Raw genomic sequence first — 11854 nt, 5'->3', positions numbered from 1 at the left:
TGGGTCCGACTACTCGCTTGCGAACCCGACGACGTCGGCGTCCTGTCGTGCGCGACGCGCCGCGGCGTCGATGTCGAACTCGCGAACGACCTCGCCGCTGCGAAGCAGTGGTTCGAGGAGTGATTCGCCGTCGACGGGCCCAGGCTGGTCGGCCAGGCCGACGTGGTGGCGACCGTCGGGCGTCCGGTAGACGTCCTTGACGCCCGAGAGTTTGCCCCGCTTTGAGATGGCTTCGCCGTCGACTTCGACGATGTCCAGCGCGAAGTCGATCGGGTCGGCGTTGCTGACGTAGCCGCCGACACCGAAGCCGTCGGCGACGTCCCGGAGGTGCCGGAGCTGCTCGGGACCGAGTCCGCCACTGGCGAAGACATCCACGTTCTCGTGCCCGCGCGCGTCGAGTTCCCAGCGGACTTCCCGGACGATGTGCCGGAAGTCCCCCCGACGAGAGCTGGTCGTGTCCAGCCGGACGCTGTCGATGTCCTCTATGGTCTCGACGGCCCGGATGACCTCCTCGACTTCGTCGCCGAAGGTGTCACAGAGCGCGACTCGCGGAACCTCGGGATCGACGCCCTCGTCGAAGGCCCGCCAGCCCTGTTCTTGGTTGCCCCGGCCGAAACACAGCAAGAGGGCGTGCGGCATGGTTCCGCCGGCTTCACGGCCGATCACCTCGCCGGCGGCGACGTTCGAGATGCCGTCGAGGCCGCCGACTAGCGCCGCGCGTTCGACGACCGCACCGAGACTCGGGTGGACGTGTCGCGAGCCGAAACTCAATACCGTCGAGTCCGGCGCAGCCATCCGGGCTTCCAGTGCGCGGCTCGCGATCCCGCTGGCGTGGGAGAGAAATCCGAGCAGGGCGGTTTCCAGTCGACAGAACTCCATATACGAGCCTTCGACGCGGGCGACTGGGCCGCCGTCGAACAGTTGCCCCTCCGGGAGTGCGTCGACGTCGACGTCGTATCCTTCGAGGAGATGTGCGAGGTCTTCGACGCCCGCGAGAACCTCGAACTCCCCGGTGGGAAACTGATCGGCCGTCACCTCTGCGACGACGTGCGGGTTCTTCCCCGCGTGGTCGAGCGCCTCGACGGTACGCTCGAAATACGCGTCGGTCGCTCGCCCCTCCCTGATGGCGTCGGTACTGACGATGTCGAACGGCCTGTCGTCGGTCATACGAGGGGGTTCTGGGCGCAGTCGAAAAAGGATATGCCTCTCTTGAGGAGCGTCGGCCGCCTCCTTCGCTCGCTCTTCGAACGTCTCGACTGGTCCGTCGAGCAGTACCACCGCTCACTCACAGGACCCGAACACCATCTGGCGGACCGAGCGTCAACTGACGCCTTTTTACCTTCCGGCCACCCAGTCCTCTCCAAGAATGCCCTTCGTCACGAAGCTCACTTTCCAGAGCGGGGATCGACAGGTGCTCGACGACGTCGTCGACGAGATCAAAGCGAGTGCGGCGCGCAAGGGCGTCGAACACAAGGGACCACATCCACAGCCACCGGACGACTTTCGCGTCCCCCAGTCGAAGACGCTGACCGACGATCACAACCGCTTCGACGCCTGGAACTACACCGTCTACACCCGGACCGTCGAGATCGTCGGCCACGACGAGTTCGCTCGCTCGATCGCCGGCCGCGACCTCCCCGATTCCGTCTCTGTCGAGGTCGAAGTCGACCAGCAACACGGTCTCGGCCGCGGCAACTGACCTGCTCGGTTTTCACTACTCGTTGGTTACCACTCGTCACCGAGTCGCTCGCGTGCGCGCTGATATTCTCGATTCGTCCGCCAGGTCAACCCCGAGTCGCGGTGTTCGACGACGTACTCGCTGCCACACTCCCCACAGCGATAGCCCTCGTCCGGATACTTGACCGGTTTCGAGGCGCGGTGGCGGTCGGGCGCCCACTCACAGGCGTCGTTCGTACAGACGAGACGAAGCCGTCCCTCGGTGAACGGCTCGCAGTGTCGGGGTGCGTCGATCTCGGCGGCTTTCTCGCGAAACCGGGAGCCGTGGCCCGACTCCCCGAAGTGGGTAAACTCCCAGGCGTGAACGAGTTCGTGTCGGATCGTCCTGGTGAATCGCTCCCACCCCATCTCCCGGTAGGCCGCCCAGGTGAGGACGATCGTCACCCGTTCGTTCTGCCGATCGTAGCGACAGCAGCCGGCCCGGCGCTTGGCTCGTTCGGAGATGTCCCATTCGATCGCCGCCGTCTCGACGTCGATGTCGACGGTCTCGGCGTAAGCTGCCGCACGGTCGAGCAACTCGCTCCGAGTGATCGGCGTCTGACCCGTCACGAGTGCGTGCTCGAACGAGTACGTCAAAGCCGTTTCGCTGGCAAACTTCGCGACCCCCGGAACCTATTTCATTCTCTGCCTCGACACTGAGGTTGTATAACACATAACAAGGTGAGGGAAATGGCATGTTGTGACAACTGCAAGGAGGAGGTCGTCCACGTCTGGAAACACCGCGAGTACGACGAGTCGATGACTCACCGGACGGTCGAATGGCTCTGTGCACGGTGTCATCCGACGATGGACGAGACACTCAGAAACGCCCCGACGTGATCGCCTACTTTGCTGTGCTGTCGTCTGTTCTATGGTCGCTATCGTAGCCAGCGAGCTTTTCGGCGTCTTCGTCGCGTTTCCACTCGCCGAGTTCTTTCGGATCGACGTGGACGAACACGTCGTCGACCTCGGGCAGAGCGGCGATGGATTCGACGACCGCGGACTCGATGTCGTGGGCCTCTCGGAGCGTGCGGTCGCCCTCGACTTCGATGTGGAGGCTGACGTCGATCTCCGGGCCGACGTAGTGAGCGATCACGTCGTGGACGCCCTCGACGTCCGGGTGTGCGAGTGCACGCCTGACGATCTGGGCCCGCAGGTCCGCAGGCGGGGCGCGGCCGACGAGATAGTTGACGTTGTCCCGGACGATCTCGAACCCGGTGTAGAGGATCCCGAAGGCGACGACCACCGCGGCGATCGGGTCGAGGATCGGATAGCCCAGACCCGCGCCGACGACCCCGGCCAGCGCAGCACTCGCGGTGAGTACGTCCGCGCGATTGTCCAGAGCCGTCGCCTGCAACGCCGGAGAGCGGTGCGTCTCGCTGATCTCGCTGACGTACCAGTAGAGACCGTACTTCACCGCGATCGTCACTGCGAGGATCGCGACGGCCGCGAGATTCCGCGTGACTGTGACGTCCCCATCGAGGATCGCCCTGGAAGCCTGATAGAACACGCCGATCCCGGCCGCGAAGATTCCGAGCGCGACGAACAGCGAGACGAACGGTTCGATCCGTTCGTGGCCGTGTGGATGTTCGAAGTCAGGAGGCTGGGTCGTCAGATAGAGTCCGGCGACGGTGACGACGCTGTAGATCGAATCAGCGAGGCTGTTGATCGCTTCCGAGGCGACTGCGAGGCTCCCGGTGTAGTACCACACCACACCTTTCGCGACGACGAGCCCGAAGTTGACGACCAGGACGAGTAACCCGACCCGGCGCAACACCCTGCGTCGATCCGCCGACATCGTCCCGTGGTTGGACAGGGGAACTCATAGGGGTTGCCTTCGCGATCACTCGACGACTACAGCCGAGTCCTCACCGTCGACGAGAACCCCATCCTGGGACGCGAACGCCTCGTGCAGCCGCTCGTATGAGTCTTCGATCGCCTCGACGATGACGTTCGTCTCCGAGATCACGGCCATGAAGTCCGTGTCGCCACCCCAACGCGGGACGACGTGGGTATGGAGGTGGCCGTCGATCGATCCGCCGGCGGCCTTCCCACCGATGTTCATGCCGATGTTCAGCCCGTCAGGCTCGAACGCCGTCTCGATGGCGTCGATGGTCCGTTGCTGGAGCCGCGCGTGGTCGAGCAACACCTCCTCGTCCAGATCACGGTAGTCGCCGGTGTGCTGGTAGGGGATCACCATCACGTGTCCCGGATTGTAGGGATAGTTGTTCAACAGGACGTACGCGTGCTCGCCACGCGCGAGAAGATTGTACTCCCGGTCAGCTCCCTGCTCGGGGAGTTCACAGAAGACACAGCCATCGAACTCCGATCCGTCCGACCGTTCGACCCACTCGATGCGCCACGGCGCGAAGACCTGCTCCATGCCCCCTACTGCGTCACCACCAGTCAAATGCGTTGGTCATCGCAACGATCGTCGACCGTATTTAATGCTATCGGCCGTTTCATCTGTGATAGTAGGTTGAAGCCCATAGCGACTGCTTTGAACGATAAAAAGTGATCTCATCGCGTTTCGGAAGAACCAGCAGATGGCAGCTGATTTTCGTCTAAACAGTGTGGAACTGTCGATTGTTTTTATACCCTCCCCATCGGTACGAACAGACGGGATGGCGACCACAGACGGCACAGGTGCGGAACGATCCGAGCACTGTCCACGCTGCGAGCGGGAGACGACCCATACTGTCTCCCTGCAGTTGGTCACAGAGAGTGACAACCCGGACAACGCAGCATTCTCGCGCGAGCCCTATCGCGTCAGTACGTGTCTGGCTTGCGGCGAGCAAACAGCTGTACGGATGAACAACGCCTGAGCCATCTGGGGCGGCGACTCACCCACCCACTCACCCACCCACCAATCGCCGCCTGATCCCACCCCCATACCTGATTTCCCCCTTTCGACACTACACCCAAGCAGACACGTCTTTGCCACTCCGCACGGAGGAGGTCGTATGGTCACGGTTCCGGTTCTGGGACTCGGTGTTGCGAGTATCGTCGTCCTCGTCTGCTGTAGCGCGTTTTTCTCCAGCAGCGAGAGCGCAATCTTCACCCTCCCCGACGAATGGATCGCCACGCAGGATTCGACCGCCGATCGGCGGGCCGCTACCCTTCAGGAGTTGCAGAGCGACCCACACCGACTGCTGGTCACGATCCTCGTGGGCAACAACGTCGTCAATATGGCAATCGCCTCCATCACGACCGCCCTGCTGGTCGAGGTGTTCCCGGCAGGCAGTGCGGTCACCCTGTCGACCGTGCTCGCCAGCTTCGTCGTGCTCGTCTTCGGGGAGATCGTCCCGAAGTCCTACGGGCTCGGTCACGCCAGGCAGTGGTCACTGCGCGTCGCCAGACCGATCGCCCTCGTCGAGCGCGTCTGCTATCCGCTGGTCGTCACCTTCGATTTCCTCACTCGTCGACTGAACCGTCTCGTCGGGGGCGATGCTGGCATCGAAGAGCAGTATCTCGACGAGTGACAGTGTACCTTGAGGGAAGAGAGTTGAACAGAGAAAGACACTCCAGGCGAGTACCAATCCGGCTGGAATGGCGACGGCGAGACAGTCGCGGTGCTCGCGCTCGGTGCACCCCGGGAGACGACTGAGTTCCGTGTCCCCGTCCCCTGTCCGGACTGTAGCCACCCAAAGACGAAGCCCGAACTACGCGAAGTGACGGAGGTCCTCGTCCGTCCCGACTGTGAATCGGCTTCCGTGGCCGTCTGTAGCGAGTGCGGGCAGGCTTCGCTCGGTACGACTGTCGTCGAGTGCTCGATCGTCTCGAAGTGCCGAGACTGTGGTTCGGTATCAGAACTATGAAACTCACATATTTTGTATTCGAGTAGTGGCTAGCCGAGATATCAACTGTCTCTCCCGTGGTCGCTCATCCTTGTGGATTCGCTATTAGAGCGAGACTTGTCCATGGACTCGACTTCTGACTGCTCCGAGTACGGGATGAAACCCCGGTTCAGTCTCATTGTCCCGGACTTCAGGGCGTATTGACTGACGCCCCTCCGTCGTGAGGACTGTTGCTCACGCCAGAGATACGTCTCTGCGATATTCTTGGCCGCATTGTAATCTGCGTGGTTCCGATTTCCGCAGTTTCCGCATTCGAATTCGCTCCTCGACTGACGGCTACTTTCGTGAATGTATCCACATTCTGCACATCGGATCGATGTGTTCTTTGGATTCACTGTGTCCACGAACAGACCTTCGAACGAAGCCTTGTACTCGACGTAGTTGAACAATCGGTCGAACGCCCACTCCGAGTGCCAGTCGGCCGCTGGTAACCGTTCTCGAATGCCCTCAAGATCTTCGAAGACGATTCCGTTACAGTTGTATCGCAAAGCCTCCTCAACGAGTTCCTTTGCAACTCTATGGAGGGTGTGTTTCACGTATTCGCCTTCTTTTTCACCCACAGATTCGAGAGTACGATGGGCGTTTCTCGAACCATGGGCCTGTAGTGACCGACGGAGACGATCAAACTCTCGTCGCTCGTGGTTTAGCTTGCCCGCCGAATAGAAACCGGCAGTGCTCGTGACTGCAATCTGTGAAACGCCAAGATCGACGCCGAGAACCGTTCCGTTCTCGGTCGTCTGTCTCTCGGGTTTCAGCTTTCGGAATCCAATATGGAGGTACCACTCGCCACCCCTGTGATGAAGTGTCGATTCGGCTAGCTCCCACTCGTCGCTGTCGAGATATTGGTCCTGATAGCCGTCTTCATCCGGAGGCAAAACGAGGTCAGCACGTACGCGTGAACGATCTCCAGATGTTGTCAGCGAAACCTGCTCTGCGTCTCGGTACAGTGTCATCGTCCGACTGTCATAGGCCACCGTCGGGCTCGTGTAGTTTGGCTTCGATACTTCTTGACCAGCGTTTCGTTGTGCTATGCACGACGCAATATTATCCGCAGCCTGGTGGCAAGCGAGGATAGCATGCTGACTGCCGAGCTCTGTCTGGTCACGGATCGTATCGTACGCCAGCCGTTGTAAATCACTCTTCGATTGGCAGTGATCCCACGCCATGTCCACCGCGATCTGACAGCCTTCTTTCCACTCTGAAACAGTCTGCCTCAAGACTGTCGCATCGGGCTCAGAGACAGCTAAGCGAGTGACTGCGGTTCGCCGGTGGTATTCTTCGCACGACGACACAGTTGGGACTGCCCCTCAAACCTTCTTAAATCTCAGGCTTGGATTTCGACGGAGTGGCGAATAGAAGAGCACTGTCTCGGGAGCGTGAGTAACTGAAAATGCGCTGGCCGCGATTTGAACGCGGGTTAGGACCGTGGCAGGGTCCTGTGATACCACTACACCACCAGCGCAGGGTGCGTCACTTCGCATTCGAATCAAACCGGGGAGAAGAATAAAAGGCTTCCGAATCGGTCGCCGGGTGGCGAATCCGGATCAATATTTAATCTCCGTGTGCACGCGAGGTGGGCTTATCACTGAGAAACACTGACCAGACCACGTGTCGATGCAACTGTATGGAATGGCCGTCCGGATACATCCTCGGCATCGAAGCGATCGTCTGTTTCGGTGCGGCGGTTGCACTCTCCAGTGGCTCTGATCCGCTGGGAGTCCTCTCACTCACGTTTCTCGCACTCGTTGGCCTGGTGATTCTCTGGTTCCAGTTACGTCGGGGTGCTGAGCGAGCGAGGGCACAGCAGCGGCTCGACTCCTGATCGACGAACAGGCACTGTCACAGCTCTATCTCGGTGGACGCGACATGCAGAATACCGAATCCGGTCACGATTGCGACCATTCCGCCTGCGAGGCCGTAGGGTGGCGTCGACCAGTTCTGGATCGTGAACGCGGTGACTCCGACCCCGAACACTGCGATTCCGATGCCGAATATCCCGAGGAAGGCCCTCAGAATCGTCTCCTTCCGGTCCATCTTCGACGCTGGGTTCTCGTTCGACCCAGAACACGTTTCCGACATCGAAAGGACCGATGGTATCACGACATGCTGTCTCATGCCGAATCCGACCCGTGGGACCGTCTCGCAGGCGTGTGAGCGCGTCTCAGCCCACGAACGATCCGCTACCCTTTTAGGTACGGGATGAAGACTAATCGCTACAGTCTAGTGGCGTGGCGTGGAAGCGTCACGGCATGACGACCAGCGTGCTCGTGCCGTCGTCCCTCACCCGGGAAGCCGAGGACAAACGCGAGGCGACTCGCAAACTCGGTTACGTGGCCCGTGCGGCCACGGTCTTCCGGGCGGATCGCTTGACGATCATCCCCGACCCTGACGGCGAAGGGAGGTTGGACGGCGGGTTCGTCGAAACCGTCTTACGGTACGCCGCGACGCCGCCGTACCTTCGAAAGGAGGTGTGGGGCAAGCGGGACGAACTAGAGTCCGTCGGCGTCTTGCCGCCGCTCCACGTGACACCACGGACCGGCTCCGGATCGAACGATTCGGGGTCGTTGAGACAGGGACTCGTGACCGAGGTCGGATCTGATGGGCGCGTTCGGGTCAATTGCGGCATGCAACACCCGATCTCTCTCGGTGTGCCTCCTTCCATGGAGGTCGCCGAGGGGGAGCGCGTTGCCGTCAGGATCTATTCGCGAAGACCGGTCCGCGCGAAGCTCGTCGACGAACCCCTTCCGGGGTACGCCGTCGATCGGGCGGACCTGGACGAAGCGCTCTCGCGTGCCGACGCTGGCGTTCGGATCGCCTCCTCGCGACACGGTGTCGAAGCGACGACTGGCCGTCTCGGCCAGTTGATCGAGACGACACAGTCGCGTGGCGATCTGACCGTCGCGTTCGGTTCACCCGAGCGTGGGTTGCCCGCGATCATGGGGATCGACCCCGATGACGTCGGGCCGACTGAAATCGAAGCGGTCACCGGATCCGAATCGGGCGGCACCCGATTCGACCTCTGGCTGAACACGATCCCGGATCAAGGCAGCGACGTGGTGCGAACTGAAGAAGCGATGTTCGCAACGCTCGCCTGTCTCAGTCTCACGGAGTGAAAATCCGATGCCACAACCAAGCAGACCACGCAAAGGCTCGATGGGCTTCGGCCCGCGTAAGCGGACGGCCAGCGAGACGCCGCGGTTCAACAGCTGGCCCGACGACGACGGACAGCCTGGCGTACAGGGTTTCGCCGGTTACAAAGCCGGGATGACACACGTCGTGCTCATCAACGACGAACCCAACTCGCCACGTGAGGGAATGGAGACGACCGTTCCCGTCACCGTCGTCGAGACGCCGCAGATGCGCGCTGTCGCGCTTCGAGCTTACGAAGACACGCCGTACGGACTGCGACCGCTGACGGAGGTCTGGGCCGACGAGTTCCACCCGGAACTCGACCGCGCTCTGGACCTGCCCGAGGGCAGTTCGTCCGGTGCAGAGGAACAGATCGAGGACGCGCTCGAAAACGGCGACCTGGGTGACGTGCGTCTCATCACGCACACCGTCCCCAGCGAACTCGCTAGCGTCCCCAAGAAAGAACCCGACGTGATGGAGACACGCGTCGGCGGCGGCTCGCTCGCAGATCGCGTCGAGCACGGGCTGGACCTCGTCGAAGACGGCGGGGAACACTCGATGAACGACATCTTCCGCGCGGGCGAGTACGCCGACGTCGCGGGCGTCACCAAGGGCAAAGGGACACAGGGTCCCGTCAAGCGCTGGGGCGTCCAGAAGCGGAAGGGCAAACACGCCCGCCAGGGATGGCGGCGCCGGATCGGCAACCTCGGTCCGTGGAACCCCTCCCGCGTCCGGTCGACCGTGCCCCAGCAGGGCCAGACCGGCTACCACCAGCGGACGGAGCTGAACAAGCGCCTGCTCGACATCGGCGACGACGACGTCACCCCCGAGGGTGGCTTCGTCAACTACGGCGAGGTCGACGGGAACTACACGCTGGTGAAAGGTTCGGTCCCCGGTCCCCAGCAGCGTCTTGTGCGCTTCCGACCGGCGGTCCGACCCGCCGACAGTCCGCGGCTCGATCCCGAGCTGCGCTACGTCTCCGCCGAATCCAATCAGGGGTGACCTGAATGCAGGCTACAGTACACAACCTGGACGGCGACGCAGGCGAGGAGGTAGACCTCCCCGAGGTCTTCGAGACGGCCTACCGGCCGGATCTGATCTCCCGCGCCGTGCTCGCCGCACAGGCAAACCGGAAGCAGGACTACGGCAGCGACGACTACGCCGGCCTGCGGACGCCCGCCGAATCGTTCGGTAGCGGCCGCGGTCAGGCACACGTCCCGCGCCAGGATGGTACCGCAAAGCGGGTCCCCCAGGCCGTCAGTGGCCGCCGGGCCCACCCGCCGAAAGAACAGAAAGACCAGGGTCTGGCCCTCAACGACAAGGAACGACAGCTGGCGATCCGCTCGGCCATCGCGGCCACCGCGGACGCCGACCTCGTCTCCGAGCGTGGCCACGACTTCGACGAGGACGTCGACGTCCCGCTCGTCGTGAGCGACGACTTCGAAGACCTCGTCAAGACCCAGGAAGTCGTCGACGTGCTCGACGACCTCGGCGTCGCCGCCGACATCGAGCGCGCGGACGACACCAAGATCAAGGCCGGCCAGGGCTCGGCTCGTGGGCGGAAGTACCGCCGACCGAAGTCGATCCTGTTCGTCACCAGCGAGGAGCCCTCGAAAGCGGCTCGGAATCTCGCCGGCGCCGACGTCGCGACCGCCGCAGAGGTCAACGCAGAAGATCTCGCGCCGGGTGGCGACGCCGGTCGACTGACGATCTGGACCGAAAGCGCCGTCGCGGAGGTGGCCGACCGATGAGCCTCCACGACGTCATCAAGCACCCGCACGTGACCGAGAAGACGATGGACAAGATGGACTTCCAGAACAAGCTCCAGTTCATCGTCGACATCGACGCGACCAAGCCCGAGATCGCCGAGGCGATCGAGACGCAGTTCGACGTCGAAATCGTCAACGTGACGGCGATGGTCACGATGGACGGCAACAAGAAGGCCGAGGTGACTCTCTCGGAGTCTGACGACGCCCAGGAAGTCGCCTCACGAATCGGGGTGTTCTAACGATGGGACGACGAATTCGCGGACAGCGACGTGGTCGCGGCACACCGACGTTCCGTGCCCCCTCGCACCGCTACAAGGCCGATCTGCAGCATCGCAAGGTCGAAGACGGCGACGTCATCGCCGGCACGGTCGTCGACATCGAACACGACCCGGCGCGGTCGGCACCGATCGCGGCCGTCGAGTTCGACGACGGCGACCAGCGACTCGTGCTCGCCCCCGAGGGTATCGGGGTCGGCGACGAGATCCAGGTCGGCGTCAGCGCCGAGATCGCGCCCGGGAACACGCTCCCACTCGCGGAGATCCCCGAGGGCGTTCCGGTCTGTAACATCGAGGCCAACCAGGGCGACGGCGGCAAGTTCGCCCGGGCCTCGGGTGTCAACGGCCAGCTGATCAGTCACGATCGCAACGTCGCGATCGTCAAGCTCCCCAGCGGGGAGTTCAAGCGTCTGGACCCGCAGTGTCGGGCCACGATCGGCGTGGTCGCTGGCGGTGGCCGGACGGAGAAACCGCTGGTCAAAGCCGGGAAGAAACACCACAAGGCGAAAGCGCGCGGCCTCGTCTGGCCGCGGGTCCGTGGTGTGGCGATGAACGCCGTCGACCACCCCTTCGGTGGCGGTGGCCGACAGCACCCCGGCAAGCCCAAATCGATCTCCCGGAACGCCCCGCCGGGACGGAAAGTCGGGGACATCTCCTCGCGGCGTACCGGCCGCGGTGGTGACAAATGAGTTCGGAATACCAGATCGGCCACGAAGGTGAGTTCACCTACCGTGGCTACACGCTCGACGAGCTGCAGGACATGGAGCTCGAGGAAGTCGCGGAACTGCTCCCCGCACGCGTGCGGCGAAGTATCACACGAGGCCTGTCCTACGAGAAAGAACAGCTGCTCGAGGACGCTCGCGACGCCGAGGAAGAGGAGACGGCCAACGACCCGATCCGAACCCACCTGCGGGATATGCCGATCCTGCCGGCGTTCGTCGGGCTGACCTTCGCCGTCCACAACGGCGAGAGCTTCGAGCGCGTGAAGGTCGAACCGGAGATGCTCGGGCACTACCTGGGCGAGTTCCAGCTCACACGAACGTCGGTCGAACACGGACAGGCCGGCATCGGGGCGACCCGATCCTCGAAGTTCGTACCGCTCAAGTAA

At 62.6% G+C, this 11854-nt stretch carries 17 protein-coding genes and 1 tRNA gene; 11 read left to right on the top strand and 7 right to left on the bottom strand.

All coding sequences use genetic code 11. The features are described 5' to 3' along the window. Positions 1 to 9 precede the first annotated feature (9 nt). Positions 10 to 1167: a nicotinate phosphoribosyltransferase gene (locus DV733_RS00205; RefSeq protein ID WP_049993188.1), complete on the bottom strand. Its 1158-nt coding sequence runs from the start codon at positions 1165 to 1167 to the stop codon at positions 10 to 12. A 199-nt stretch (positions 1168 to 1366) separates the two neighbouring features. Between DV733_RS00205 and DV733_RS00200 the strand changes: the two genes are divergently transcribed. Beyond that, entirely contained in the window at positions 1367 to 1699 is a 333-nt protein-coding gene (locus DV733_RS00200) for an uS10/mL48 family ribosomal protein (protein ID WP_049993187.1), read from the top strand. Positions 1700 to 1725: 26 nt separating this feature from the next. On the opposite strand, the gene DV733_RS00195 is transcribed toward DV733_RS00200, so the two are convergent. Next, entirely contained in the window at positions 1726 to 2286 is a 561-nt protein-coding gene (locus DV733_RS00195) for a SprT-like domain-containing protein (RefSeq protein WP_049993186.1), read from the bottom strand. A 120-nt stretch (positions 2287 to 2406) separates the two neighbouring features. Here DV733_RS00195 and DV733_RS16980 point away from each other — a divergent pair, with 120 nt between their 5' ends. Further along, on the top strand, positions 2407 to 2556 hold the full coding sequence (locus tag DV733_RS16980; protein WP_154019513.1) for a hypothetical protein: 150 nt from the start codon (positions 2407 to 2409) through the stop codon (positions 2554 to 2556). Between the two features lie 4 nt (positions 2557 to 2560). Here DV733_RS16980 and DV733_RS00190 read toward each other — a convergent pair whose 3' ends face one another. Both DV733_RS00190 and DV733_RS00185 read right to left on the bottom strand, forming a co-directional pair. Continuing rightward, positions 2561 to 3514, bottom strand: a complete 954-nt coding sequence (locus DV733_RS00190; RefSeq protein WP_049993185.1) for a cation diffusion facilitator family transporter — start codon at positions 3512 to 3514, stop codon at positions 2561 to 2563. 45 nt (positions 3515 to 3559) lie between these two features. After that, positions 3560 to 4099, bottom strand: a complete 540-nt coding sequence (locus tag DV733_RS00185; RefSeq protein WP_049993184.1) for an HIT family protein — start codon at positions 4097 to 4099, stop codon at positions 3560 to 3562. A gap of 241 nt (positions 4100 to 4340) precedes the next feature. Between DV733_RS00185 and DV733_RS17900 the strand changes: the two genes are divergently transcribed. After that, positions 4341 to 4541 (top strand): DUF7835 family putative zinc beta-ribbon protein, encoded by a 201-nt coding sequence (locus tag DV733_RS17900; protein ID WP_079979385.1) that lies wholly within the window; start codon positions 4341 to 4343, stop codon positions 4539 to 4541. 138 nt (positions 4542 to 4679) lie between these two features. Next, positions 4680 to 5198: a CNNM domain-containing protein gene (locus tag DV733_RS00175; protein WP_049993183.1), complete on the top strand. Its 519-nt coding sequence runs from the start codon at positions 4680 to 4682 to the stop codon at positions 5196 to 5198. A gap of 377 nt (positions 5199 to 5575) precedes the next feature. Here DV733_RS00175 and DV733_RS00170 read toward each other — a convergent pair whose 3' ends face one another. Both DV733_RS00170 and DV733_RS00165 read right to left on the bottom strand, forming a co-directional pair. Then, positions 5576 to 6739 carry an RNA-guided endonuclease InsQ/TnpB family protein gene (locus DV733_RS00170; RefSeq protein ID WP_202594288.1) on the bottom strand — a complete coding sequence of 388 codons (1164 nt, stop codon included), beginning with the start codon at positions 6737 to 6739 and terminating at the stop codon, positions 5576 to 5578. Between the two features lie 225 nt (positions 6740 to 6964). Further along, positions 6965 to 7035: transfer RNA gene (locus DV733_RS00165), tRNA-Gly, on the bottom strand. Between the two features lie 162 nt (positions 7036 to 7197). On the opposite strand from DV733_RS00165, the gene DV733_RS00160 reads away from it, so the two are divergent. Then, positions 7198 to 7395: a hypothetical protein gene (locus DV733_RS00160; RefSeq protein ID WP_049993180.1), complete on the top strand. Its 198-nt coding sequence runs from the start codon at positions 7198 to 7200 to the stop codon at positions 7393 to 7395. A gap of 17 nt (positions 7396 to 7412) precedes the next feature. Here the strand turns inward: DV733_RS00160 and DV733_RS00155 are convergent, their stop codons facing one another. Next, a complete protein-coding gene (locus DV733_RS00155) occupies positions 7413 to 7607 on the bottom strand; it encodes a hypothetical protein (RefSeq protein WP_136342250.1) in 195 nt (64 codons plus the stop codon). A 215-nt stretch (positions 7608 to 7822) separates the two neighbouring features. On the opposite strand from DV733_RS00155, the gene DV733_RS00150 reads away from it, so the two are divergent. Genes DV733_RS00150 through DV733_RS00125 form a run of 6 tightly spaced genes read left to right on the top strand, consistent with a single transcriptional unit; the run spans position 7823 to position 11854 of the window. Next, positions 7823 to 8686 (top strand): putative RNA uridine N3 methyltransferase, encoded by an 864-nt coding sequence (locus DV733_RS00150; protein WP_049993178.1) that lies wholly within the window; start codon positions 7823 to 7825, stop codon positions 8684 to 8686. 7 nt (positions 8687 to 8693) lie between these two features. Further along, complete coding sequence (locus DV733_RS00145; RefSeq protein WP_049993177.1) at positions 8694 to 9704, top strand: 50S ribosomal protein L3; 1011 nt, start codon at positions 8694 to 8696, stop codon at positions 9702 to 9704. 5 nt (positions 9705 to 9709) lie between these two features. Then, complete coding sequence (rpl4p, locus tag DV733_RS00140; RefSeq protein WP_049993176.1) at positions 9710 to 10453, top strand: 50S ribosomal protein L4; 744 nt, start codon at positions 9710 to 9712, stop codon at positions 10451 to 10453. Continuing rightward, a complete protein-coding gene (locus DV733_RS00135) occupies positions 10450 to 10710 on the top strand; it encodes a 50S ribosomal protein L23 (RefSeq protein WP_049993175.1) in 261 nt (86 codons plus the stop codon). The genes rpl4p and DV733_RS00135 overlap by 4 nt, the downstream gene beginning before the upstream one ends. A 2-nt stretch (positions 10711 to 10712) precedes the next feature. Further along, the gene (locus DV733_RS00130) at positions 10713 to 11435 is read left to right on the top strand and encodes a 50S ribosomal protein L2 (protein WP_049993174.1); all 723 of its coding nucleotides are present in this window, start codon (positions 10713 to 10715) and stop codon (positions 11433 to 11435) included. Then, the gene (locus tag DV733_RS00125) at positions 11432 to 11854 is read left to right on the top strand and encodes a 30S ribosomal protein S19 (protein WP_049993173.1); all 423 of its coding nucleotides are present in this window, start codon (positions 11432 to 11434) and stop codon (positions 11852 to 11854) included. Before DV733_RS00130 ends, DV733_RS00125 begins: the two co-directional genes overlap by 4 nt.

The sequence above is a fragment of the Halapricum salinum genome (assembly GCF_004799665.1).
In the GTDB taxonomy this organism is placed as follows: Archaea; Halobacteriota; Halobacteria; order Halobacteriales; family Haloarculaceae; genus Halapricum; species Halapricum salinum.
Note: the sequence above shows the minus strand (reverse complement) of the source record. Positions and strands in the feature narration are given on the sequence as shown.

Bases quoted from the DNA above. Each gene is read 5' to 3' on its own strand.
- DV733_RS00205 (WP_049993188.1), bottom strand. From the start codon at position 1,167: ATGACCGACGACAGGCCGTTCGACATCGTCAGTACCGACGCCATCAGG.
- DV733_RS00200 (WP_049993187.1), top strand. From the start codon at position 1,367: ATGCCCTTCGTCACGAAGCTCACTTTCCAGAGCGGGGATCGACAGGTG.
- DV733_RS16980 (WP_154019513.1), top strand. From the start codon at position 2,407: ATGGCATGTTGTGACAACTGCAAGGAGGAGGTCGTCCACGTCTGGAAA.
- DV733_RS00190 (WP_049993185.1), bottom strand. From the start codon at position 3,514: ATGTCGGCGGATCGACGCAGGGTGTTGCGCCGGGTCGGGTTACTCGTC.
- DV733_RS00185 (WP_049993184.1), bottom strand. From the start codon at position 4,099: ATGGAGCAGGTCTTCGCGCCGTGGCGCATCGAGTGGGTCGAACGGTCG.
- DV733_RS17900 (WP_079979385.1), top strand. From the start codon at position 4,341: ATGGCGACCACAGACGGCACAGGTGCGGAACGATCCGAGCACTGTCCA.
- DV733_RS00175 (WP_049993183.1), top strand. From the start codon at position 4,680: ATGGTCACGGTTCCGGTTCTGGGACTCGGTGTTGCGAGTATCGTCGTC.
- DV733_RS00170 (WP_202594288.1), bottom strand. From the start codon at position 6,739: ATGGCGTGGGATCACTGCCAATCGAAGAGTGATTTACAACGGCTGGCG.
- DV733_RS00160 (WP_049993180.1), top strand. From the start codon at position 7,198: ATGGAATGGCCGTCCGGATACATCCTCGGCATCGAAGCGATCGTCTGT.
- DV733_RS00155 (WP_136342250.1), bottom strand. From the start codon at position 7,607: ATGGACCGGAAGGAGACGATTCTGAGGGCCTTCCTCGGGATATTCGGC.
- DV733_RS00150 (WP_049993178.1), top strand. From the start codon at position 7,823: ATGACGACCAGCGTGCTCGTGCCGTCGTCCCTCACCCGGGAAGCCGAG.
- DV733_RS00145 (WP_049993177.1), top strand. From the start codon at position 8,694: ATGCCACAACCAAGCAGACCACGCAAAGGCTCGATGGGCTTCGGCCCG.
- rpl4p (WP_049993176.1), top strand. From the start codon at position 9,710: ATGCAGGCTACAGTACACAACCTGGACGGCGACGCAGGCGAGGAGGTA.
- DV733_RS00135 (WP_049993175.1), top strand. From the start codon at position 10,450: ATGAGCCTCCACGACGTCATCAAGCACCCGCACGTGACCGAGAAGACG.
- DV733_RS00130 (WP_049993174.1), top strand. From the start codon at position 10,713: ATGGGACGACGAATTCGCGGACAGCGACGTGGTCGCGGCACACCGACG.
- DV733_RS00125 (WP_049993173.1), top strand. From the start codon at position 11,432: ATGAGTTCGGAATACCAGATCGGCCACGAAGGTGAGTTCACCTACCGT.